General features: G+C 66.7%; 18 protein-coding genes, 1 other RNA gene and 1 riboswitch. Of the genes, 6 read left to right on the top strand and 13 right to left on the bottom strand.

The features are described from left to right. Positions 1–3 precede the first annotated feature (3 nt). The 4 genes from carB to dapB form a co-directional block, all read right to left on the bottom strand. On the bottom strand, positions 4–3,273 hold the full coding sequence (gene carB / locus J2X52_RS04265) for a carbamoyl-phosphate synthase large subunit (protein WP_310149219.1): 3,270 nt from the start codon (positions 3,271–3,273) through the stop codon (positions 4–6). A 255-nt stretch (positions 3,274–3,528) separates the two neighbouring features. Then, on the bottom strand, positions 3,529–4,086 hold the full coding sequence (locus J2X52_RS04260; RefSeq protein WP_310149216.1) for a hypothetical protein: 558 nt from the start codon (positions 4,084–4,086) through the stop codon (positions 3,529–3,531). Further along, on the bottom strand, positions 4,083–5,210 hold the full coding sequence (gene carA / locus J2X52_RS04255) for a glutamine-hydrolyzing carbamoyl-phosphate synthase small subunit (RefSeq protein WP_310149215.1): 1,128 nt from the start codon (positions 5,208–5,210) through the stop codon (positions 4,083–4,085). The genes J2X52_RS04260 and carA overlap by 4 nt, the downstream gene beginning before the upstream one ends. Before the next feature lie 151 nt (positions 5,211–5,361). Next, a complete protein-coding gene (gene dapB / locus J2X52_RS04250; RefSeq protein ID WP_310149212.1) occupies positions 5,362–6,087 on the bottom strand; it encodes a 4-hydroxy-tetrahydrodipicolinate reductase in 726 nt (241 codons plus the stop codon). Between the two features lie 205 nt (positions 6,088–6,292). On the opposite strand from dapB, the gene J2X52_RS04245 reads away from it, so the two are divergent. Further along, entirely contained in the window at positions 6,293–7,054 is a 762-nt protein-coding gene (locus J2X52_RS04245) for a 3-oxoacyl-ACP reductase (RefSeq protein WP_310149209.1), read from the top strand. 1,101 nt (positions 7,055–8,155) lie between these two features. On the opposite strand, the gene dnaJ is transcribed toward J2X52_RS04245, so the two are convergent. From dnaJ to hrcA, 4 genes are all read right to left on the bottom strand, one after another. After that, on the bottom strand, positions 8,156–9,292 hold the full coding sequence (gene dnaJ, locus J2X52_RS04240) for a molecular chaperone DnaJ (RefSeq protein WP_310149205.1): 1,137 nt from the start codon (positions 9,290–9,292) through the stop codon (positions 8,156–8,158). Positions 9,293–9,413: 121 nt separating this feature from the next. Beyond that, positions 9,414–11,330 (bottom strand): molecular chaperone DnaK, encoded by a 1,917-nt coding sequence (gene dnaK / locus J2X52_RS04235; RefSeq protein WP_310149202.1) that lies wholly within the window; start codon positions 11,328–11,330, stop codon positions 9,414–9,416. A 131-nt stretch (positions 11,331–11,461) separates the two neighbouring features. After that, complete coding sequence (gene grpE / locus J2X52_RS04230) at positions 11,462–11,992, bottom strand: nucleotide exchange factor GrpE (RefSeq protein ID WP_310149200.1); 531 nt, start codon at positions 11,990–11,992, stop codon at positions 11,462–11,464. 64 nt (positions 11,993–12,056) lie between these two features. After that, on the bottom strand, positions 12,057–13,097 hold the full coding sequence (gene hrcA / locus J2X52_RS04225; protein ID WP_310149198.1) for a heat-inducible transcriptional repressor HrcA: 1,041 nt from the start codon (positions 13,095–13,097) through the stop codon (positions 12,057–12,059). 146 nt (positions 13,098–13,243) lie between these two features. Between hrcA and recN the strand changes: the two genes are divergently transcribed. Then, positions 13,244–14,911, top strand: a complete 1,668-nt coding sequence (recN, locus tag J2X52_RS04220) for a DNA repair protein RecN (RefSeq protein ID WP_310149195.1) — start codon at positions 13,244–13,246, stop codon at positions 14,909–14,911. Between the two features lie 413 nt (positions 14,912–15,324). On the opposite strand, the gene fur is transcribed toward recN, so the two are convergent. Then, positions 15,325–15,729, bottom strand: coding sequence for a ferric iron uptake transcriptional regulator (fur, locus tag J2X52_RS04215; RefSeq protein ID WP_310149192.1), 405 nt, complete (start codon positions 15,727–15,729; stop codon positions 15,325–15,327). Between the two features lie 117 nt (positions 15,730–15,846). On the opposite strand from fur, the gene bamE reads away from it, so the two are divergent. After that, positions 15,847–16,233 carry an outer membrane protein assembly factor BamE gene (gene bamE, locus J2X52_RS04210; protein ID WP_310149190.1) on the top strand — a complete coding sequence of 129 codons (387 nt, stop codon included), beginning with the start codon at positions 15,847–15,849 and terminating at the stop codon, positions 16,231–16,233. A gap of 9 nt (positions 16,234–16,242) precedes the next feature. Here bamE and J2X52_RS04205 read toward each other — a convergent pair whose 3' ends face one another. Next, the gene (locus tag J2X52_RS04205) at positions 16,243–16,524 is read right to left on the bottom strand and encodes an RnfH family protein (protein WP_310149186.1); all 282 of its coding nucleotides are present in this window, start codon (positions 16,522–16,524) and stop codon (positions 16,243–16,245) included. Further along, positions 16,521–16,955, bottom strand: a complete 435-nt coding sequence (locus tag J2X52_RS04200) for a type II toxin-antitoxin system RatA family toxin (protein ID WP_310149183.1) — start codon at positions 16,953–16,955, stop codon at positions 16,521–16,523. The genes J2X52_RS04205 and J2X52_RS04200 overlap by 4 nt, the downstream gene beginning before the upstream one ends. A 38-nt stretch (positions 16,956–16,993) precedes the next feature. Between J2X52_RS04200 and smpB the strand changes: the two genes are divergently transcribed. Continuing rightward, entirely contained in the window at positions 16,994–17,494 is a 501-nt protein-coding gene (gene smpB / locus J2X52_RS04195; protein ID WP_310149181.1) for an SsrA-binding protein SmpB, read from the top strand. Positions 17,495–17,548: 54 nt separating this feature from the next. Here the strand turns inward: smpB and J2X52_RS04190 are convergent, their stop codons facing one another. Beyond that, on the bottom strand, positions 17,549–19,717 hold the full coding sequence (locus J2X52_RS04190; protein ID WP_310149177.1) for a CHASE domain-containing protein: 2,169 nt from the start codon (positions 19,715–19,717) through the stop codon (positions 17,549–17,551). 104 nt (positions 19,718–19,821) lie between these two features. Further along, positions 19,822–20,175, bottom strand: a transfer-messenger RNA (tmRNA) gene (gene ssrA, locus J2X52_RS04185). Positions 20,176–20,373: 198 nt separating this feature from the next. After that, positions 20,374–20,501, top strand: a riboswitch (yybP-ykoY riboswitch). A gap of 52 nt (positions 20,502–20,553) precedes the next feature. Between ssrA and mntP the strand changes: the two genes are divergently transcribed. Further along, complete coding sequence (gene mntP, locus J2X52_RS04180) at positions 20,554–21,147, top strand: manganese efflux pump MntP (RefSeq protein ID WP_310149175.1); 594 nt, start codon at positions 20,554–20,556, stop codon at positions 21,145–21,147. A 75-nt stretch (positions 21,148–21,222) separates the two neighbouring features. Then, positions 21,223–21,720 (top strand): hypothetical protein, encoded by a 498-nt coding sequence (locus J2X52_RS04175; protein ID WP_310149172.1) that lies wholly within the window; start codon positions 21,223–21,225, stop codon positions 21,718–21,720. Positions 21,721–21,738 lie beyond the last annotated feature (18 nt).

The following is a 21,738-nucleotide window of genomic DNA, read 5'->3' as shown; positions in this document are numbered from 1 at the left end:
CCGTCAGTGAGTGGTGGTGGCTGCCGCGCTGCCCTTGAGCCGCGCGTGCAGTTCCTGCAGTGCCCAGACCGGGCCGGTGCCGCGGAATTCCAGAGAATGCAGCAGGGCCTTGGCGCCGGCAACGGTGGTCGAGTACGTCACCCGGTGCTGCAGGGCCTCGCGCCGGATCGAGAACGAGTCGGCGATCGCCTGCTTGCCCTCGGTCGTGTTGACGATGTACGCGATCTCGCCGTTCTTGATCAGGTCGACGACGTGCGGGCGGCCTTCGACGACCTTGTTGATCTGTTCGCAGGCGATGTCGTGCTCGCGCAGCCATTTGGCCGTGCCGGCGGTGGCGACGATGGTGTAGCCGCGCGCGATGATGTCGCGGGCGACGGGCAGCACGCGCTGCTTGTCTGGATCGCGCACGGACACGAACACCTTGCCGCTGGTCGGCGGGGTCTTGATGCTTGCCGCTTCCTGCGCGCGTGCGAACGCGGCGCCGAAGCTCTCGCCCACGCCCATCACCTCACCGGTGGAACGCATCTCCGGCCCGAGGATCGGGTCGACGCCCTGGAACTTGGCGAACGGGAAGATCGCTTCCTTGACCGAGTAGTACTCGGGCACGATTTCGGTCGTGGCGCCCTGCTCGGCCAGCGTCTTGCCGGCCATGCAGCGCGCCGCGATCTTGGCCAGCGGAATGCCGATCGCCTTGGAGACGAACGGCACGGTGCGCGAGGCACGCGGATTCACCTCCAGCAGGAAGATCGTATCCACGCCGTCGTCGTCGGTCTGCACCGCGAACTGGGTGTTCATCAGCCCGATGACCTTGAGCTTGCGCGCCAGTGCGACGACCTGCTCGCGCAGACGCGCCTGCACCTCGCTCGATAGCGAATACGGCGGCAGCGAGCACGAGGAATCGCCCGAATGCACGCCGGCTTCCTCGATATGTTCCATGACGCCGCCGATCAGCACGTTGCCGTCCTTGTCGGCGATCACGTCGATGTCGACCTCGACCGCGTTGTCGAGGAACCGGTCGAGCAGCACTGGCGAATCGTTCGAGACCTTGACTGCGTCGCGCATATAGCGCGCGAGATCGCTGTCGGCGTGCACCACTTCCATCGCGCGGCCACCGAGCACATAGCTCGGACGCACGACCAGCGGATAGCCGATCTCGCGCGCCAGCACCAGCGCTTCTTCGGGGTTGCGCGCAGTGCGGTTCGGCGGCTGCTTGAGGCCCAGTTCGTCGACCAGCTTCTGGAAGCGCTCGCGGTCCTCGGCCAGATCGATCGAGTCCGGCGAGGTGCCGATGATCGGCACGCCGTTGGCTTCGAGCGCGCGCGCGAGCTTGAGCGGGGTCTGGCCGCCGTACTGCACGATCACGCCCTTGGGCTTCTCGACCTCGACGATCTCCAGCACGTCCTCGAGCGTCAGCGGCTCGAAGTACAGGCGGTCGGAGGTGTCGTAATCGGTGGACACGGTTTCCGGGTTGCAGTTGACCATGATGGTCTCGTACCCGTCGTCGCGCAGCGCGAGCGCGGCGTGCACGCAGCAGTAATCGAACTCGATGCCCTGGCCGATACGGTTGGGACCGCCGCCGAGGATCATGATCTTGTCGCGGCCCGTCGGCTGCGCCTCGCACTCGTCCTCGTAGGTCGAGTACAGGTACGCGGTGTCGGTCGAGAATTCGGCCGCGCAGGAGTCGACACGCTTGTAGACCGGACGCACGCCGAACGCGCGGCGCAATGCGCGCACCGCCTGCTCGTCGGTGCCCAGCAGCTGCGACAGACGCGCATCGGAGAAGCCCATGCGCTTGAGCGCACGCACGCGCGCCTTGTCGAGCGCATCGATGCCGGCAGCAGCCACTTCGGCCTCGGTCGTGATCAGTTCCTCGATCTGGTCGAGGAACCAGTGATCGACATACGACAGCGCATAGACGTCCTCGACCGACAGCCCGGCGCGGAACGCGTCGGCCAGGTAGAACAACCGCTCGGGACCCGGCTCGCGCACTTCGCGGCGCAGCGTCGCCATATCGTCTTCGTCGTTGAGATCCAAGCCGGTGGGATCGAAGCCGACCTTGCCGGTCTCGAGGCCGCGGAGCGCCTTCTGCATCGATTCCTGGAAGGTGCGGCCCATCGCCATGACCTCGCCGACCGACTTCATCTGCGTCGTCAGGCGGGCATCGGCCTGCGGGAACTTCTCGAACGCGAAGCGCGGAATCTTGGTGACCACGTAGTCGATCGACGGCTCGAACGAGGCCGGGGTCTTTCCGCCGGTGATCTCGTTCTTCAATTCGTCGAGCGTGTAGCCGACGGCGAGCTTGGCCGCGACCTTGGCGATCGGGAAACCCGTCGCCTTGGAGGCCAGCGCGGACGAGCGCGACACGCGCGGATTCATCTCGATGACGACCACGCGGCCATCCTTCGGGTTGATGCCGAACTGCACGTTCGAGCCGCCGGTGTCGACGCCGATCTTGCGCAGCACCGCGACCGACGCGTTGCGCAGGCGCTGGTATTCCTTGTCGGTCAGCGTCTGCGCCGGCGCGACGGTGATCGAGTCTCCGGTGTGCACGCCCATCGGATCGAGGTTCTCGATCGAGCAGACGATGATGCAGTTGTCCGCGGTGTCGCGGACCACTTCCATCTCGAACTCCTTCCAGCCCAGCACCGATTCCTCGACCAGCACTTCGGTGGTCGGCGACAGCTCGAGACCGCGGGTCACGATGTCGACCAGTTCCTCGCGGTTGTAGGCGATGCCGCCGCCCGAACCGCCGAGCGTGAAGCTCGGACGGATGATCGTCGGATAGCCGACACGTGTCTGGATGTCGATCGCTTCCTCGAGCGTGTGCGCCACTTCGGCGCGCGGGCATTCGAGATCGATCTCGCCCATCGCCACGCGGAACAGCTCCCGGTCCTCCGCCATGCGGATCGCGTCGCGCTTGGCGCCGATCAGCTCGACGTTGTACTTCTCGAGCACACCGTGATCGGCGAGATCGAGCGCGCAGTTGAGCGCGGTCTGGCCGCCCATCGTCGGCAGCAGCGCGTCGGGCTTTTCCTTGGCGATGATCTTCTCGACCGTCTGCCAGTTGATCGGCTCGATGTAGACCGCATCGGCCATCTCGGGGTCGGTCATGATCGTCGCCGGGTTGCTGTTGACCAGCACCACGCGGAAACCTTCCTCGCGCAGCGCCTTGCACGCCTGCGCGCCGGAATAATCGAACTCGCAGGCCTGGCCGATGACGATCGGGCCGGCGCCGATGATGAGAATCGTCTTGATGTCAGTGCGCTTGGGCATGGTTTTCTCTAAAGTCGGTACGGCGTGTCGAAGGGCGATCGCACGCGGTCGATCAGGATGGAACTTCGGGAAGGACGGCGTCCCTGTATTGCGGCATCACGCCCGGCGTCCGCGAACGTGTCGCCGCGCATGGCTCGCGACCGGCGTCGAACACCGCGAGCTGGCAACGCCTCCCAGTCCGGGCTGCAGCGCCCGACGGTGAGCGTAGCGGGGGCGCGCCGAGCGCGGCGGCGTAACGTGCGGGGGCGTGCATGTTCAGGACAGCATCTCGACGGGCACGGTGATGCGGCACTTGCGCTCGAATCCATCGACCGCGGCCTGCACGCGCTTGGGCGAGAAATTCATGCCCTGGTCGAACCCGCGCACAAAGGCGCCAAACGCCTCGCTGCGCATGAAGATCTCCACTTCCGCCGCGTCGCCTGCCGTCATGTCGTCAGGCAAGGCATGGACCGCCCCGGCACGCATGTTGGCGGTCACCAGATCGCCGATGCGCGCGCCGGCGGGCGTCTGCAGGAACGCATCCCACGCCGCCAGGTGTTCGGCGCCGTTCGGCCCCAGGGCGTCGGTGAAGATGTCCCGCATGTGCCCGAGGATCAGGTCTCCCATCGGGCCAGCAGCGCATTGCCGCGCCGCTTCGGCCTGTGTGGAGAACGGCGGCGTGGATGCCACCACGCCGCGGGCGATCTCCTCACCCAGCAGGTCCAGACCGAGGCGCTGCAGCAACGCGGCCACATCGGCCTCCGGCGCGGGCGCGGCCTGCACTGGAGCCCCGGCGAGCAGCGCGACGAGTCCGAGGACGTGCCTTGCACTCATGCCCGGGCGGAACCCATCAGCGCGACGAACCGGTCGAACAGCGGCGCCACATCGTGCGGGCCGGGGCTCGCCTCGGGATGCCCCTGGAACGAAAACGCGGGCGCATCGGTGAGCTCGATGCCCTGGTTCGTGCCATCGAACAACGAACGATGCGTCACGCGCACGTTGGCCGGCAGCGAGGCCTCGTCGACGGCGAAGCCATGGTTCTGCGAGGTGATCAGCACCTTGCCGGACTCGAGGTCCTGCACCGGGTGGTTCGCACCGTGGTGGCCGTGCGGCATTTTCAGCGTCTGCGCGCCGGCAGCAAGCGCCAGCAACTGGTGACCAAGGCAGATGCCGAATGTCGGCATCTTCTTCTCGATCAACACCCGGATCGCGTCGATCGCGTAATCGCAGGGCGCCGGATCGCCGGGGCCGTTCGACAGAAACACGCCGTCGGGCTTGAGCGCGAGCACATCGGCGACAGGCGTCTGCGCCGGCACCACCGTCAACTCGCAACCGCGCTCGGCGAGCATGCGCAGGATGTTGGTCTTCACGCCGTAGTCGTAGGCCACGACCTTGAACTTGGCAGGCGCGGTGACGAAGACATTGCTGTCGAGATCGAGTTGGCCATCGGTCCAGCCGTAGTGCCCGGTGGTACTGACCACCTTCGCCAGATCCATGCCCTTCAGGCCGGGGAACTTGCGCGCGGCTTCGAGCGCCTGTTCGACATTCACCTCACCCGCCATCACCGCACCGTTCATCGAGCCGCGGTCGCGCAGCAGGCGCGTCAGCTTGCGGGTGTCGATCTCGGAGATCGCAACGATGCCGCGCGCGCGCAGCCAATCCGGCAGCGACACCTGGCTGCGCCAACTGCTCGGGCGGCGCGGCACGTTGCGCACGATCAGGCCGGCTGACCAGATCTTCGACGCTTCATCGTCCTGGTCGGTGCAGCCGGTGTTGCCGATATGCGGATAGGTCAGCGTCACCAGTTGGCGCGCGTACGAGGGATCGCTCAGCACTTCCTGATAGCCGGTCATCGCGGTGTTGAACACCACTTCGCCGACGGAAAGCCCGGGGGCGCCCACGGAAACGCCCTCGAATACGGTGCCGTCTTCAAGGACGAGGATTGCGGAATCTGTCACGAGGTCTTCGCCTACGTCAGGTTGCAGGAAACCGCCAGAGCGGTGGAAACCGGTCCGGAGGTTTGGGGTTCAGGCGAGCGGGAATTGTACCGATGCGCCCCGCGTCGCGCCAGCCATGTGACGACTGCGTTCAGTGATTCGTGCGGTGAACTCAGACCGGGGCGGCGCCGAGGAGGTCGGCAATGGCATACCGGCCCGGTCCGCGCCCCGCGAGACGCGTCGCCACGTGCAGCGCACCGCCGGCGAAGATGTCGCGGTTGGTCGCCCGGTGGACCAGTTCGATGCGCTCGCCGTGACCGGTGAACTGCACCAGATGCTCACCGACGATGTCGCCCGCACGGATCGAGGCGTAATGCGGTGTCGCGCCCTGCCCGGCCGCGGCTTCGCCCAGCGTCAGTGCAGTGCCGGACGGCGCGTCGAGCTTGCGCGTGTGGTGCGACTCGACAATGTCGCAATCCCAGCCGGGCAGCACCGCAGCGGCACGTACCACCAGGTCCTGCAGCACGGCGACGCCGAGGCTGAAGTTCGAGGCCCAGACCACCGCTATCGACGCCCCTGCCGCATCGAGCGCGGCGCGCTGGGTATCGTCGAGCCCGGTGGTGCCCGAGACCAGCGCCGCGCCACGCCGGGTGCACAGGGCCAGCAGCGGATCGAAGCCACCGGGGAGGCTGAAGTCGACGGCGACATCGAACGCCGGCGCGCCGCCGAGCTCGGACGCACCGAAATACGGCACACCTTCGACGACCCGCTGCCTGGGCGCACGTCCCGACACGGCAGCGACGACAACGAGATCAGCGCGCGACGCGGCGAGGCGCAGCAAGGCCTGCCCCATACGCCCGGAGGCGCCGTGGATCAGCACCCGGGTCGGCGCGCTCATGCGGCACCCGCGTGCAGGCGCGCGCGTAGCGAAAAAAGCATTACGTTCGAGAACACTGGAAGAAGACTCATGGCCGCATTCTAGCGTCGCACTCGACGTGCATCACGCAGGCCGGCACCCATGAAGACCGACGTTTGCCAAGCCGCGTGTCGGACGGCGGCGCCGCCGCGGTTACGCTCTGCAGTTCCTCCCCGCGGGCCTCGCCATGCAATTGTCCGAACAGATCGTCCTCGTCACCGGTGCCGGCCGAGGCCTCGGCCGCGAGATCGCCCGCGCCTTCGCGCGCGAAGGCGCGCGGGTGGTCGTCAATTATCGTCGCAGCCGCGAAGCCGCCGAAGCGCTTGCGGCGCAGATCGGGCCACGCGCGATCGCATTGCAGGCGGACGTGACCGAACGCGTCCAGGTCGACGCGCTGTACGCACAGGCGCGGGCACATTTCGGCGCCGATCTCACGACTGTCATCAACAATGCACTGGTCGATTTTGCATTCGACGGCGATGCGCGGCCGGACGCCGGCACCATCCAGTGGCCGGCGTTCGCGACCCAGTTCGAAGGCAGCGTCCGCGCTGCGCTGCATACCGTGCAGGCCGGGTTGCCGGGCATGCGCGCACAGGGTTTCGGCCGCATCATCAACATCGGCACCAACCTCTTCCAGAACCCGGTGGTGCCGTATCACGACTACACCGCGGCAAAAGCTGCGCTGTTGTCACTGACACGGACGCTCGCCGGCGACCTCGGCCCGCACGGCCTCACGGTGAACATGCTGTCGGGCGGACTGCTGCGCACGACCGACGCCAGCGCCGCCACGCCGGACGCGGTGTTCGACTACATCGCCGCCAACACCCCGCTGCGCAGGGTCACGACACCGGTCGAGTTTGCAGACGCCGCGCTGTTCTTCGCGTCGCCATGGGCGCGCGCCGTGACCGGGCAAAACCTCGTCGTCGATGGCGGGCTGGTCCGCGACTGAATGTTTCTTCCAGCCGGTACCGAGGCAGGTTTCGCCGCGCGCGCCGGGTGAAGACGGCGCGTTCTGCGCGCGTCGAGCATCGCGCTGGTGCGGGGACTCGGCCCTGGTCAAACAATGACCGGCGCTCGGCGCACCGCGTCGCGAGCGCCTTTCCGTCACTTGTCCGCAGACGTGCCGCCGAATCATCCACACCCGCTGTGGATGATTCGCCTGCCATATCTTTTGCCCGCATGCGGTCAGGCGCGGGTCCGGCGCCCCAAGCGCGCGCGGGCCACGCATCACGGCGGCGCTTGCTGGCACTGCCGATCTGCTTGCGCAGGTCAAGCACCGTGTACGCATCTACACGCACCACTGGCGAGAAAACCACCAGCGAGCTCACGCACGGGCACAACGCGACGTGCGTCGCTTATCCACAAGTTTCTCGTCAGATGATCCACATGGGTTGTGGAGAAACGGATCGCTACGCGATGCACGCGGCGAGGTCAAACGCTGCTGGACGCCCTTGCGCCCGGTGTCTCGGATCTTCAGACCAAGCCCGGACAAGCGTACGGCCGACCGCACCCGGCGAACGGGCCGAATGGGCCGAGCATCCGCCGCCATGCGCCACCGCACAGGGCTGGTGGGTCGGCGTTCACGTCACCCGGCATCCGCATCCCGACCGGACGGCGCTGGATGCGCATGGGAACAGCGCTGCGCGTGCCTCCGCGCGTTTATCCACATCACAACCCACAGTCCGCGCAGGCCGTCTGGCACCAGCGGGGCACTAGGCGCATTTGTCGCCTGCGTCAAGCATTGGCGTGTCCGGATATCCCAGAAACCGCGCCACAGCGGCGTTTGGCTCGAAAACGCCAATTCTGCGTCGATGTGCGCGGCGTCACAGTGGTCACGCATTGACCAGTATCCGCGCGCCCTGTGCACACGCGCACTTGGAATGCTTATCCACAGCTTTGTCGACAGGTGATCCACACCTTCTGTGGATGACGTGCGTCCGCAGGCCGCGCGGTCCGCGGGCCCCCGACCGCGTGTGGCGCCTCGCACCCATCCCCGGAAACGACAACGCCCGGCGCTGGGCCGGGCGTTGTCATTCAATACGATCAGGGCTCAGGAGGTCATCCGGTCCCAGAACCCCTTGACCCCGTCAATGAACGTACTGGACTTGGGCGAATGCCGATGGGCGTTCTCGCGCGTGAAGGTGGTTTCGAACTGCGCCAGCAGATCACGCTGCTCCTTGGTCAGATTGACCGGCGTCTCGACCACGACCTTGCAGTACAGATCACCCGGGCCGCGGCTGCGCACCGACTTGACGCCCTTGTCGCGCAGGCGGAAGACCTTGCCGGTCTGGGTCTCGGCCGGCACGCGGATTTCCGCCTCGCCGCCGAGCGTCGGCACACGCACGATGTCGCCGAGCGCTGCCTGCGAGATGCGCACCGGCACTTCGCAGTGCAGGTCGTCGCCGTCGCGCTCGAAGATGGCATGCGGACGCACACGCACCTCGACGTAGAGGTCGCCAGGCGGTGAGCCGGCCGGGCCCGCTTCTCCCTCGCCAGCCAAACGAATGCGATCTCCGGTGTCGACGCCGGCGGGCACCTTTACCGACAACACCTTCTCTTCCTCGACGCGTCCGGCGCCGTGACAGGTTTTGCAGGGGTTGGCGATGATCTGGCCCTGACCGCCGCAATGCGGACATGCCTGCTGCATCGTGAAGATGCCGCGCTGCATGCGCACTTGGCCGCGGCCGGCGCAGGTCGAACAGGTTTCGCGCTTGCCGTCTTCCGAGCCACTGCCGTCGCAATCATCACAACCGGCGAGCGTCGGCAACTCGACACGCTTCTCGACACCGGCCACCGCATCCTCGAGGTCGAGTTCCATCACGTAGCCGATGTCGGCACCGCGACGCGGCCCCCCACGGCCACCGCCACCGCCGAAAATGTTGCCGAAGATGTCGCCAAAGATGTCGCCCATGTCGGCGCCGCCGCCGAAGCCCGGTCCGGCGTTGCCACCGCCCATGCCGTGCTGGAACGCGGCATGGCCATGCTGGTCGTACATGCGACGCTTGCCGCCGTCCGACAGCACCTCGTAGGCCTCCTTGCACTCCTTGAACGCGGCCTCGGCGCTGGCGTCGCCGGGGTTGCGATCCGGATGGTGCTTCATCGCGCAGCGGCGATAGGCCTTCTTCAGTTCGTCTTCGGTGGCCGTGCGCGTGACGCCCAGCACCTCGTAGTAATCGCGTTTGCTCATGGGGCCATGATTCGTCGTTCGTCACTGGTGATTCGGAAAAGCGCGTCGAGTCCGCGATGACGTGCGAAAGAAACGGAGCCTGCGCTCCGCTTCTTCCAATCACGCATCACGAATCCACCAATTACGCCTTCTTCTCGTCGTCCTTGACCTCGGTGAACTCGGCGTCCACCACGTCGTCGGACTTCGGCGCATCCGCGCCCGGCGCAGCGTCGGCCTGGCCGGCGGCACCGGCGGCGGCGAAGAGCTGCTGCGCCACTTCCTCCAGCGCCTTTGACTTCGCTTCGATCTGACCCTTGTCGTCGCCCTTCATCGCGGTTTCCACTTCGGCGATCGCGCCTTCCGCGCGGCCGATCAGGTCGCCCGGCAGCTTGTCGCCGTTGTCCTTGATCGCGCTGCGGGTGGAGTGCACCAGCGCGTCGGCCTGGTTGCGCGCGCCGACAAGCTCCTGGAACTTCTTGTCGTCGTCGCGATGCGCTTCGGCATCGGCGACCATCCGGGCGATCTCGTCGTCCGACAGGCCCGAACCGGCCTTGATCTCGACCTTCTGTTCCTTGTTGGTCTTCTTGTCCTTGGCGGACACATGCAGGATGCCGTTGGCGTCGATGTCGAACGACACCTCCACCTGCGGCATGCCGCGCGGCGCCGGCTCGATGCCGGTCAGGTCGAAGCGCGCCAGCGACTTGTTGAAGCGGGCCTGCTCGCGCTCGCCCTGCAGCACGTGCACCGTCACGGCCGACTGGTTGTCATCGGCGGTGGAGAACGTCTGCGAGGCCTTGGTCGGAATCGTGGTGTTCTTCTCGATGATCTTGGTGAACACACCGCCCAGCGTCTCGATGCCGAGGCTCAGCGGCGTCACGTCGAGCAGCAGCACGTCCTTGACGTCACCGGCCAGCACGCCGCCCTGCACCGCCGCGCCGATCGCGACGGCCTCGTCGGGGTTCACGTCCTTCCGCGGCTCCTTGCCGAAGAACTCGGCGACCGCCGCCTGGACCTTGGGCATGCGGGTCTGGCCACCGACGAGGATCACCTCGTTGATGTCGGACGCACGCAGGCCGGCGTCGTTGAGCGCGGTGCGGCACGGCTCGATCGTCCGGCGCACCAGTTCCTCGACCAGCGACTCGAGCTTGGCGCGGGTGAGCTTGATGTTGAGGTGCTTCGGGCCCGAGGCGTCGGCGGTGACGTACGGCAGGTTGACTTCGGTCTGCTGCGAGGAGGACAACTCGATCTTCGCGCGCTCGGCCGCATCCTTCAGACGCTGCAGCGCCAACGGATCCTTGCGCAGGTCGATGCCCTGGTCCTTGTTGAACTCTTCGACCAGATAATCGATGACGCGTGCGTCGAAATCTTCACCGCCCAGGAAGGTATCGCCGTTGGTGGCCAGCACTTCGAACTGCTTCTCGCCGTCGACTTCGGCGATCTCGATGATCGACACGTCGAAGGTGCCGCCGCCGAGATCGTAGACGGCAATCTTGCGGTCGCCGCCGGACTTGTCGAGGCCGTAGGCCAGCGCGGCCGCGGTCGGCTCGTTGATGATGCGCTTCACATCCAGGCCCGCGATCTTGCCCGCGTCCTTGGTCGCCTGGCGCTGGCTGTCGTTGAAGTACGCCGGTACGGTGATGACCGCCTCGGTGACCTTCTCGCCCAGATAATCCTCGGCGGTCTTCTTCATCTTCTCGAGGATGCGCGCCGAGACTTCCTGCGCAGAGAGCTTCTTGCCGTCGCTGGTCGACACCCAGGCGTCGCCGTTGTCGTGCTCAAGAATCTTGTACGGCACCAGGCCGATGTCCTTCTGGACTTCGCCGTCGGTGAACTTGCGGCCGATCAGGCGCTTGACCGCGAAGAAGGTGTTGTGCGGGTTGGTCACCGCCTGGCGCTTGGCCGAGGCGCCGACCAGCACTTCGCCGTCCTTGGTGTAGGCGACGATCGACGGGGTGGTGCGATCGCCCTCACTGTTCTCGATGACCTTGGCCTTGCCGCCGTCCATGATCGCCACGCACGAGTTCGTCGTGCCCAGGTCGATGCCGATGATCTTTGCCATTGCGGTGCTTCCTCTAAGAAATATGTCTGGGGGACGGCCGATGCCGTCGATGACCGTGATCTGGGGACACGCAACACAGCGTTCAAGCGGTGTCGTGTATCGAACTGGCCCGGGCAATGCCCGGGCGGGCGTCAATCCGCCTTGGCGACGACGACCATGGCGGGCCGCAGCAGGCGCTCATTGAGCAGGTAGCCCTTCTGGAAGACCTGGGCCACCGCGCCCGGCGGCACGCCAGGTACTTCGACAATGCTCATCGCCTGGTGGTGTTCGGGATTGAACGGATCACCCGGCGCCGGGGCGAGGGTAGCCAGGCCATTCGACTCGGTCGCCCGGGTCAGCTCGCGGAGTGTGAGTTCGACGCCACTGCGCAGCGGATCGGTATCGGACGCACTGGCGAGGCCGGCTTCCAGCGCATCGAACACCGGCACAAGCGCGGCCAGCAGTCGTTCGTTGGCGAAGCGGCGGGCGCTTTCGACCTCGCGGGCCAGGCGCTTGCGCTGGTTTTCGAGATCGGCGCGCTCGAGCAGCACCTGCGCGCGCAGCTGCTCGAGCTCAGCGCTCAGCAATTCCACCTGCTCGGCGAGCTGGTGTTCGACCGAGAGCTCGGCGGCCTCGTCTTCGGAAAGGTTCGGGATCTGGGCGTCGTCTTGGGGCTGGGTCATGTCCGGTTCCGGGGCGGGCGTCTGGCCGCCGACCCGCCCAGCTATGGGGCCGCCGACCGGCGATTCAAGGCTCGGGATGCAGGGCCGCGCCGAGCACACTCGCAGTCGCCTGGACCACCGGGATCACCCGCTCGTAGGCCATGCGCGTCGGTCCGATGACGCCCAGCACGCCGAGCGTGCGACCACCCGCGCCGTAGGGCGCGGTCACCAGGGACATGCCCTCCAGCGGCGCCAGCCCCGTCTCCTCGCCGATGAAGATCCGCACGCCCGGCGCGCGGATCGTGCGTTCGAGCAGCTGCAGGATTTCGCGCTTGCGGGAAAAGGCATCGAAGAGCTCGCGCAGACGGTCGAGATCCGACAGGTCCTGCACACCGATCAGGCGGTTCTGCCCGGCCAGCAGCATGTCGTCGTCGCCGGGCACCAGCGCCTGTTCGGCCAGTTCCATCGTCTGCGACAGCAAGGCTTCCATCTCGTCGCGAGCGTGGCGCAGTTCGTCGACCAGTGCCGCGCGAATGTCGCCGAGCGGGCGTCCAGCGAACTGCTGGTTGAGATAATTGGCCACCCGCTCGAGCTCGGCAGTCTCGAAGCTGCGCCGGGTCTGGATGATGCGGTTCTGCACCTCGTGGTCGGCGAAGACGATGATCGCCATGACCCGTTGACCGTCCAGAGGCACGAAATCGATATGACGGAACGCCAGCTGCTCGCGACGCGGCACCGAGACGACGCCGACGAAATGGGTCATCGCCGACATCAGTTCGGATGCACTGCCCAGCAGCGACTGTTGTCCGCCGCCGCCCAGTTCGCCGCGCAGACGCTCCATCTCCTGGGCCCGCAGCGGCTTGACCTGCAGCAGCGAGTCGACGAACACGCGATAGCCCTGCGCGGTCGGCACCCGGCCCGCGGAGGTGTGCGGCGAGGCCAGCAGGCCGGCCTCTTCCAGGTCCGAGAGGATGTTGCGGATCGTCGCGGCGCTGACATCGAGCCCCGCATGCCGGGCCAGGGTCTGCGAGCCGACCGGGCCACCGTCCTGGATATGCCGGGCGATCAGCGTGCGCAACAGCTGCCTGGCGCGCGGATCGAGCGGATGACGCGGATCGGATGACATGCGGGCGGTATACGGTGCGCCTCACTGCGATGCAAGCGCTCATTCTCTTGCGCTGAGACGCGGGCACGATACTTAGCGCACCGTTGGCCATCGCTTCCAGCGATCCACCTACTCGCCCGCGACGCACCAAGGCACAATCCGCACCCATGCTGACCCATCTCGCCATCCGCAATTTCGCCGTCGCCAGCCAATCGGACCTGGAGTTCGGCGCCGGCCTGACCGTCATTTCCGGCGAAACCGGCGCCGGCAAGTCGCTGCTGGTCGACGCGCTGGGCTTCCTGTCGGGCCAGCGCGCCGACAGCGGCATCGTGCGCCACGGCGCCGAACGCGCCGAACTACACGCCGAGTTCGCCCTCGACGACGCCGCGCCCGCGTTGCGCTGGCTGCGCGAACACGAACTCGACGACGGTGACACCTGCCAGCTGCGCCGCACCTTGCGCGCCGATGGCGGCTCGCGCGCCTGGATCAACGGCCGACCGGCGACGATCACCCAACTCGGCGAACTGGCCGGGCATCTGGTCGAGATCCACGGCCAGCACGAACACCAGGCCCTGCTCGCCCGCGGCAGCCAGCTCGCACTGCTGGATGCGCAGGCCGGCAACGGCACGTTGCTCGCCGAGGTGCGCGGCACTGCCCAAGCCTGGCGCGCGCTGCACGACGAGCGCAATGCACTGGTGGGGATCGGCGACGTGGCCGAGCGCCGCGACTGGCTGCGCCACCAGCTCGGCGAACTCGACGGCGAATCGCTCGCCGCCGACGCGGTGGCCGACCTGTTCGCGAGCCACCGCCGGCATGCGAACGCGGCCGGCTTGATCCAGACCTGCGACGCGGCGCTCGAGCGCATGCGCGGAGACGACGAGCTCGGCCTCCCGCAGGCACTGCAGACGCTGCGCCAAGACCTGACGCGGATGCGCGCGCATGAGCCGCGCCTGGGCGAGGTCGACGCATTGCTTGACGCTGCGGCGATCCAGCTCGACGAAGCGACGTTGCTGCTCGGCCAGGTCCGCGATGATCTCGATATCGATCCCGAGCAGTTGGAGACGCTGGAACAGCGCCTCGGCCGGCTGCACGAACTTGCGCGCAAGCATCGCGTGACCCCGGAAGAACTGATCGACGTGCAGACGCGCCTGGCCGGTGAACTCGACCAGCTCGATGGCGCCGGCGAACGCCTGAAGCAGCTCGACGGCGAGATCGAAGCCGCGATGGGCCGCTGGCGTGACGCGGCCGATCGCCTGGGCGCGGCACGCCGCAAGGCGGCCAAGGCACTATCGAAGGCGTCCACCGCGCTGATCCACGAACTTGGTATGGGCGGCGGCGTGTTCGAGGTCGCGATCGAACCGGTCGAGACCTCACGACCCGATCCACAGGGCGCCGAGCGCGTGGAATTCATGGTCTCGGCCAATGCCGGCCAGCCACCGCGCCCGCTGCGCAAGGTTGCGTCGGGCGGCGAACTGTCGCGTATCTCGCTCGCGATCGAAGTCGCCGCACTCGGCCACGACGCCGTGCCGACGATGGTATTCGACGAAGTCGATTCGGGCATCGGCGGCGCCGTCGCCGATATCGTCGGCCGCAAGCTGCGCGCGCTCGGAGACAGCCGCCAGGTGCTGTGCGTGACCCACCTACCGCAGGTGGCCTCGAAGGGACACACCCATTACCGCGTGCACAAGTCCAGCACTGATGGTGCGACCGAAAGCCAGGTCAGCCGGCTCGACACTGCCGAGCGCACCGAGGAACTCGCGCGCATGCTCGGCGGCGTGGACGTCAGCAAGGAAGCACGCGCCGCGGCGCGCAAACTGCTGCAGGGCATGGTCTGAGACGAACCCCGCTGCCGCACCGTCTGCGGGCGCTCGCGTGTCGCGATGTCCGGCGCCGGGTGTCCGCCGGCCACCGTCAGGACTGCCAGCGCTGCGGCGACAGCATCCTCGGCGCGCAGACACGGCTTCCGTTCTCAGCAACTCTTGCGCACAGCGAATACGCACGCACGGCGACTTCGAACCACGTATGCGCGCGTCGCTCCGCCTACAGTGCGAACGTGTGGCATGTCGTGGACGCGCACCCCGATCTGACCGCGGTTGCGCGCGGCGCAGTCGGCGATCCTGATCTCCCGCGCAGGCAGTCGACTTGCACGCCGAACACGCTCAAGGCTGGCAGGAACTCACTGGCAGCATGCGGCAGGGACACCATGCGCACCGCCCTGCGCTCGCCTGCGCAGGGTTCGTAGAGCGCGTCAGCGCTTCTTGCGGACGTACAACACCAGCGAGTGCTCTTCGAGGATGTAGCCGTACTGATCAGCGATCTGCCGCTGCAACTCTTCGATCTCGGCACTCTCGAACTCGATGATCTTGCCGGTGTCCACGTCGACCATGTGGTCGTGATGGCCGCCGCGATCGAGTTCATAGACGGCGTGACCGCCTTCGAAGTTGTGCTTGAGTACCAGGCCCGCAGCCTCGAACTGGGTGAGGACGCGATACACCGTGGCCAGGCCGATCTCGTCGCCCTGCTCCAGCAGCTGGCGGTAGATGGCCTCGGCAGTCAGATGCTGGCGCGGCGTGCGCTGCTCGAGCAGTTGCAGGATCCGCATCCGCGGATGGGTGACTTTCAGTCCGGCCTTGCGCAGGTCGAGCGATTCCATGGTGTCTCCGAATACAGGCAGGCATGCCACCGGCGGTTGAACGCCAGCTGCCTGGATCGCGGTTGCGGCGTGGCGGCAGTGTATCATCGGGCGGTCATTCCAGGCCGTCCCCACGACATGCACAAGCTTCTTCTCGTTCCGGTTCTCGCCCTCGCCACCAGCGGTTGCGGCCTGCTGTACAAGCAGCCGATCTACCAGGGCAACCTGATCGACGGCTCGGCGGTCGAGCAGTTGCAGGTCGGCATGGGCAAGGCGCAGGTCGAAGCGTTGCTGGGCACGCCGTCGATCGCCGATCCCTTCCACCACCAGCGCTGGGACTACACCGCTTCGCAGCGCGTGGACCGTCGCGGTCGCACCGAGGTGAAGAACTTCACGGTGTTCTTCGACAACGATCAGCTCGCCCGCTGGGAAGGCGAGTACTTTCCGAAACGCGACCAGGAGCTGGCCGCCGAGATGCGCAAGTTCGGCAATCTGCCGCGCCAGAAGGGCAACCAGCGCCGCTGATCGGGTGCTTCAGCGTGCGTCGCCGCGACTGGCGGCGGCGCGACGGCGGCGTGCATCCTTGGGATCGGTCTGCAGCGCTTCGAGCAGTTCGAGGCGATCGCCGTCTCCGAGCACCGTCTCCGGTTGTACGCGAACGCCGAACACCGCATAGCCGGCGACCGCATCGAGTGCCTCGGGCGCGATCTGGCGTATCGCGACGATCGCATCGGCAACGGACGCATCGATGTCGAGCTGCAGCGCCCACGCCGCGTGGCGTCCGGGGCGGGCCCGGACCACGCGCACTGTCTTCACGCCGCCGGCTCGTGTTCTGCAACCCGCACGAAATCATCGACCATGCGGTCGGCAAGGCCTTTGAAGCCGAGCGTCATTGCAGGCAGCATCAACCGGCTCCTGGGTTCGAACTCCAGCAGCAGCGTGACCTTGCAGGCAGCCTCGTCGAGCGCCTGGAAGGTCCAGCGGCCGTGCAGCGACTTGAAAGGACCATCGCGCAACTGCATGTCGATGGTGTCGGGTGGCGACAGCGTGTTCTCGGTCGTGAACCACGTCCGCAGCGCGCCGAGCCCCAGATCCAGACGCGCGACCATGCGCGATTCGGTCGTCTCCTGGACCTCCGCGGCATCGCACCAGGCGAAGCGGCGGGGATAGGCGGCGACATCGTTGACCAGCGCGTACATGCGCTCGGCGGGCTGCCCGACGAGGGCACTACGTTCAATCTTGGGCATGACTCGCCTGGGGGACCTGCTTCGGGGACAATGGACGGATGAGCAAGAAGAGTGGCAAGGACAAGGATAAAGCAAACAGCACGGGCACCATCGCGCTGAACAAACGTGCGCGCCACGAGTACTACTTCGAAGACCGCTTCGAAGCAGGTCTGGCGCTGCAGGGCTGGGAGCTGAAGGCGATCCGCGCGGGCCGCGCGATCATCGGCGAGAGCTACGCTATGGTCCTCAACAACGAGCTGTTCCTGATCGGAGCGCAGATCACGCCGCTCAGTCAGGCCTCCACGCACGTGGTCGCCGATCCGCACCGCACGCGCAAGCTGCTGCTGCACAGGCGCGAGATCGACACACTGATCGGTCGGGTGCAGCGCGATGGCTACACCGTGGTGCCCACATCGCTCTACTGGAAGGGCAACAAGGTCAAGGCCGAAGTCGTGCTGGCGAAAGGCAAGCAAAGCCACGACAAGCGCGATGTCGCGCGTGATCGGGACTGGGCGCGCGACAAGCAGCGCGCCATGCGAGCGCACAACAAGAACGCCTGACGCGCTGCATCTCGCAACACGGGTCGCGGCCCCTTGAGGGCACGCCGGCTTCGCTCAGCTGCGCGCCGTGGCTGCGGCCAGCGTGAAGCGGAAGGTTGCGCCCCCGTTGAGGCGCCCCACCGCATCGATCGTGCCGCCATGGCGCTCGACGATGCGGCGTACCGAGGCCAGGCCCACGCCGTGCCCCTTGAACTCGTCGTCACGATGCAGGCGCTGGAACGGCCGGAACAGCTTGCCCGCGTATTCGGCGTTGAAGCCTGCTCCGTTGTCGGCGACGTAGAACACCTCGCCCGGCTCGACACCGAACTCGATCGTCGCACGGGCGGTATTCGCCGTGAACTTCCAGGCGTTGCCGAGCAGATTCTCCAGCAGATTGCGCACCAGCGCTGGATCACCCTCGGCCCGCAGGCCAGGTGCGACGCGCACTGCGACCTCGCGGCCTGGATCAGTCTGGCGCAACTCCGACAGGACCTCGCGGGCCATGCGGCTGAGATCGAGCGGCGCGCGCTTGAACTCGCCGCGGCTGATCCGCGACATCTTCAGCAGCGCGTCGATCAGTGCATCCATGCGCGCGGCGGCATTGCGCACACGGGCGAGATAGTCCTGTCCCTGCGCATCGATAACCGCGCTGTAGCGCTCGGCGAGGATACGACCGAATCCATCGATGCTGCGCAGTGGCGCCCGCAGATCGTGCGAGACGATGTACGCGAACGATTCGAGTTCGTGATTGGCTTGGGTGAGCGCGCGCGTTCGACGCTCCACGCGCGATTCCAGCGTTCGGTTGAGGGCATGCACCTGGGCTTCCGCGCGTAGACGCTCGGTCACGTCTTCGACCTGCACCAGCCGCGCCACGTCGCTCCCGTCGTCGCCGGGCATCAGGGTGGAGGCCAGATGCACCTCACGGATGTCGCCGTCGTGGCGGCGCAAGCGTCGCGTACTGCGATGGACGCCCTCGCGCAATGCCTGCATCTCCCGCGTGCGCGACACCTCGTCGTGCCCGTCCGCGAAGTAGCCGTGGAATAGTGTCCCCGTCAACGTCGCCTGACTCACGCCGGCGATCTCCGCCATCGCCGGATTGCTCTCGAGAATCGCGCCGTTGCGGCCGAGCAGCACCATGCCGATCGCCGAGTACTGCATGGCGTTGCGGAAGCGTTGTTCGCTGCGCCGGTAGGAATCGCTCAGCCGGTGCGCCAGCGTCTCGGCGCGCGACTGTGTCTGCGCCAGTGTCATCACCATCGCAAACAGCAACAGCGACGCCACCACCCCGGTGATCAGGGTGGCCTGAAGTTCGCGCATGCTCGCCGAGGTCAAGGGACCGATCAGTTGGAAATCGTAGCGCCAACTGCGTCCATAGAGATGCTGGGTCACGGTATGCAGCACGCGCGCGCCCTGCCCCGCATTGCCCTCGACCCAGCCGTCTGATGCGAGCACCGGCGTCTCCGCGCCGCCGGTGACATCGACAATCCGGAATGCCAGATTGTGATCGACCGGAATCATCGACCTGCCGATGAACTCCGCGGTCCGGAACGGCGCGTACACCCAACCGACCAGCGCCTGCCGGCGCCCCGCCTGCGAAACCGGCAGACGCGCGGTGCGGTAGACCGCCGCGAATAGCAGCACGCCTGCCTGCCCGTCGCGCCCCTGCTGGCGCAGCTGTACGGGCGCACTCAATCGGATCTCGCCGCTGTCGCGGGCCGCGTCCATCGCCGCACGGCGCGTCGGATCGCTGTACTGGTCGTAGCCGATCGACAGCCGGCTGGTTTCGATCTCAGGTTCGAAATACAGGATGGCGCCGTATTGCTCACGCACGCCCCGCGGCGTCACCGTGAAAAAACCCTCGCCCGCCGCACGGCGCTGCAGCTGCAGGTCGGTCAGCGATTGCGGATCGAGGTACGCGACGTAGCCAAGCCCCATCATGCCCGGCAGCTGCCGGCGGACATCGAGACCGTCCACGTAGCCGCGCCATTGCCGCGCGGTCGGAGTTTCCACCGCCGCGCTGTGCAGCGCCACGCCGCCGCGCACGCTGAGCTCGTACTGCAGCAGACGTTGACGGATTGCCTCCGCCAGCCGGTCGGCGTCGGCGACGAAGCTCGCCTCGGCCAGCCGGCGCTCGCGTTCGTGTGCGCCGCGCGCATAAAGCGCGACCATCAGCAGCGACCCGAGCAGCACGAGACCCGCCAACGCATGGCTTCGACGTAGCCGCCAGGCGCGGGTGCGAGGCAAGGGGGATGAAACGGATTGCGGCGTGGACGCGGCCATCACGACAGCATAACGAGAACGGAGAAATCGACCAAAAAAACCGGGCCCGAAGGCCCGGTTTTCATGAATGGTGGAGGTGGCGGGAATCGAACCCGCGTCCGAAGGCACTCCATCCCCGGTACTACATGCTTAGCTCACCGTTGGATCTCGCCCTGAAGCAGCACGGTGCGCGAAGCGCACTCCAGGACCAGCCTGCTTTGGTTAAGCCGTGACTGACAGGCAGCCATCACAGCCGGTTCCGTGATAATGACCCTACATCTACGAGCACGGGCACAAGTAGGTTCGGGGCTTACGCCTTAAGCGGCGAGAGCGTAGTTGTCGTCGTTGGCAACTAAAAGTTTGCTACTGGATTAACGAGGAAAGTCGCCCCCTCGGCATGCACCAGGCAATTTCGCAACCCCCGTCGAAGCCTGGGCACCCCCGGGAGTCAGAAGTCGCTCTGACCACGCAAGTATAGGGCCGAAGCGGCGTATCTCAAGCGAAGCCGCACGCAGGCACAAGCCCGGTTCACCCGCCCCCTTTAAATGTGAGAGCGCGTATCCATCGGGTATCGACGCCAGCAGGCGCATGTCATCGGCTATACGTGTGCGTTGGCGTGAATGCGCTGATAGCATGCGCGTCCCCTTGGGGAGTAGCCGGCTTCCGTATTCGGAAGCGCCTGCATCAACACACTCGATCCCTCTCGATCGTGGTGCAGGCAACCAGTCCAGGTTGGCGAGACCAGCGGCATATCGGCGCAACAGTGGTTGGGCGCGCCGCTCTGCCGTGCATGGTCCCAGCCCGACCCGAAGCACTCCCGAATGTCTCTTTTCTCGATCGTTCTGATCGGTTTTGCCATGTCAACCGACGCCTTCGCAGCCGCCATCGGGAAAGGGGCAGCAATGCAGCGTCCGCGCTTGCCCGAGGCCCTTCGCGCCGGTGCGATCTTCGGCGTCATCGAAGGTGTGACCCCGGTGATCGGCTGGGCACTGGGCCTGGCTGCGGCAGCCTATGTCACCGCCTGGGATCACTGGATCGCGTTCTATCTGCTGGGCCTGCTTGGCACGCGCATGGTGATTGCGGGCTTCCGGCAGGACGCGACTGCCGACGCGGACGACGATCCCCGGCAGCGCCCGCACGGATTCTGGAACCTCGCGGCCACCGGATTCGCGACGAGCGTCGATGCAATGGCGGTCGGCGTGGGCCTGGCGTTCCTTGACGTGAATATCGTGCTGGTGGCCGCCGTCATTGGCCTGTGCACCTTCGTGATGGTGACCAGCGGCATCATGCTGGGACGCGTGTTGGGCGCGATCGTCGGGAAGCGCGCGGAGATCATCGGGGGCCTGATCCTCATCCTGATCGGTAGCGTGATCCTCTACGAACACCTGTCGGGCAAAGCCGGCGGCATCGGATAAAGGCACGCAGGGTTCACAGCCGTCTGACGGACCGCGATGGAAGCTGCATCACGCCAGTCCGGCATGGAGCAGCCCATGAAAGTTCGTCGCGTCTACAGCACGCCATCCCTTTCCGTTGCCGAGACCGCGGTCCGGGGCGTTCGCGAGGCTGGAATCGCCGACGCGGACATCTCGCTGGTCGCCCGTGGCGATATCGAGCTCGACACCGTGCCCGAGCATCAGAAAGAGGCGCCCACCGACTTCAAACACGCCGCGGTACGAGGCGCAGGAATCGGGGGTGCGACCGGCCTGCTGGCCGGCCTGGTCGCTGTCGCGGTGCCACCCCTGGGTCTGACGCTGGCCGGCGTCGCCCTGACGACGCTGGGCGGCGCTGCGGTCGGCACCTGGGCTTCGTCCTTGGTCGGCGCATCCCTGCCCGACCCGATCCGCCAGAAATTCGAAAGCGAGATTGAAGCGGGACGTGTGCTGGTGGTCATCGATGGCGAAGGCGACACGCTGACGCGTGCAGAAACCGCCCTGCGCGAAGCGGGCGCGACCTATCTGCCGTATGAGGATCCCGCTGCATTGAGCTGAGGCCCGGCTGATGTCCCG

The sequence above is a fragment of the Luteimonas sp. 3794 genome (assembly GCF_031456825.1).
In the GTDB taxonomy this organism is placed as follows: Bacteria; Pseudomonadota; Gammaproteobacteria; order Xanthomonadales; family Xanthomonadaceae; genus Luteimonas.
This window is presented reverse-complemented; position numbering and strand designations above follow the sequence as displayed.

What these genes read in the sequence shown, in the direction of transcription:
- carB (WP_310149219.1), bottom strand. Translation starts at nt 3,273, where the DNA reads ATGCCCAAGCGCACTGACATCAAGACGATTCTCATCATCGGCGCCGGC.
- J2X52_RS04260 (WP_310149216.1), bottom strand. Translation starts at nt 4,086, where the DNA reads ATGAGTGCAAGGCACGTCCTCGGACTCGTCGCGCTGCTCGCCGGGGCT.
- dapB (WP_310149212.1), bottom strand. Translation starts at nt 6,087, where the DNA reads ATGAGCGCGCCGACCCGGGTGCTGATCCACGGCGCCTCCGGGCGTATG.
- J2X52_RS04245 (WP_310149209.1), top strand. Translation starts at nt 6,293, where the DNA reads ATGCAATTGTCCGAACAGATCGTCCTCGTCACCGGTGCCGGCCGAGGC.
- dnaJ (WP_310149205.1), bottom strand. Translation starts at nt 9,292, where the DNA reads ATGAGCAAACGCGATTACTACGAGGTGCTGGGCGTCACGCGCACGGCC.
- dnaK (WP_310149202.1), bottom strand. Translation starts at nt 11,330, where the DNA reads ATGGCAAAGATCATCGGCATCGACCTGGGCACGACGAACTCGTGCGTG.
- grpE (WP_310149200.1), bottom strand. Translation starts at nt 11,992, where the DNA reads ATGACCCAGCCCCAAGACGACGCCCAGATCCCGAACCTTTCCGAAGAC.
- hrcA (WP_310149198.1), bottom strand. Translation starts at nt 13,097, where the DNA reads ATGTCATCCGATCCGCGTCATCCGCTCGATCCGCGCGCCAGGCAGCTG.
- recN (WP_310149195.1), top strand. Translation starts at nt 13,244, where the DNA reads ATGCTGACCCATCTCGCCATCCGCAATTTCGCCGTCGCCAGCCAATCG.
- fur (WP_310149192.1), bottom strand. Translation starts at nt 15,729, where the DNA reads ATGGAATCGCTCGACCTGCGCAAGGCCGGACTGAAAGTCACCCATCCG.
- bamE (WP_310149190.1), top strand. Translation starts at nt 15,847, where the DNA reads ATGCACAAGCTTCTTCTCGTTCCGGTTCTCGCCCTCGCCACCAGCGGT.
- J2X52_RS04200 (WP_310149183.1), bottom strand. Translation starts at nt 16,955, where the DNA reads ATGCCCAAGATTGAACGTAGTGCCCTCGTCGGGCAGCCCGCCGAGCGC.
- smpB (WP_310149181.1), top strand. Translation starts at nt 16,994, where the DNA reads ATGAGCAAGAAGAGTGGCAAGGACAAGGATAAAGCAAACAGCACGGGC.
- mntP (WP_310149175.1), top strand. Translation starts at nt 20,554, where the DNA reads ATGTCTCTTTTCTCGATCGTTCTGATCGGTTTTGCCATGTCAACCGAC.
- J2X52_RS04175 (WP_310149172.1), top strand. Translation starts at nt 21,223, where the DNA reads ATGAAAGTTCGTCGCGTCTACAGCACGCCATCCCTTTCCGTTGCCGAG.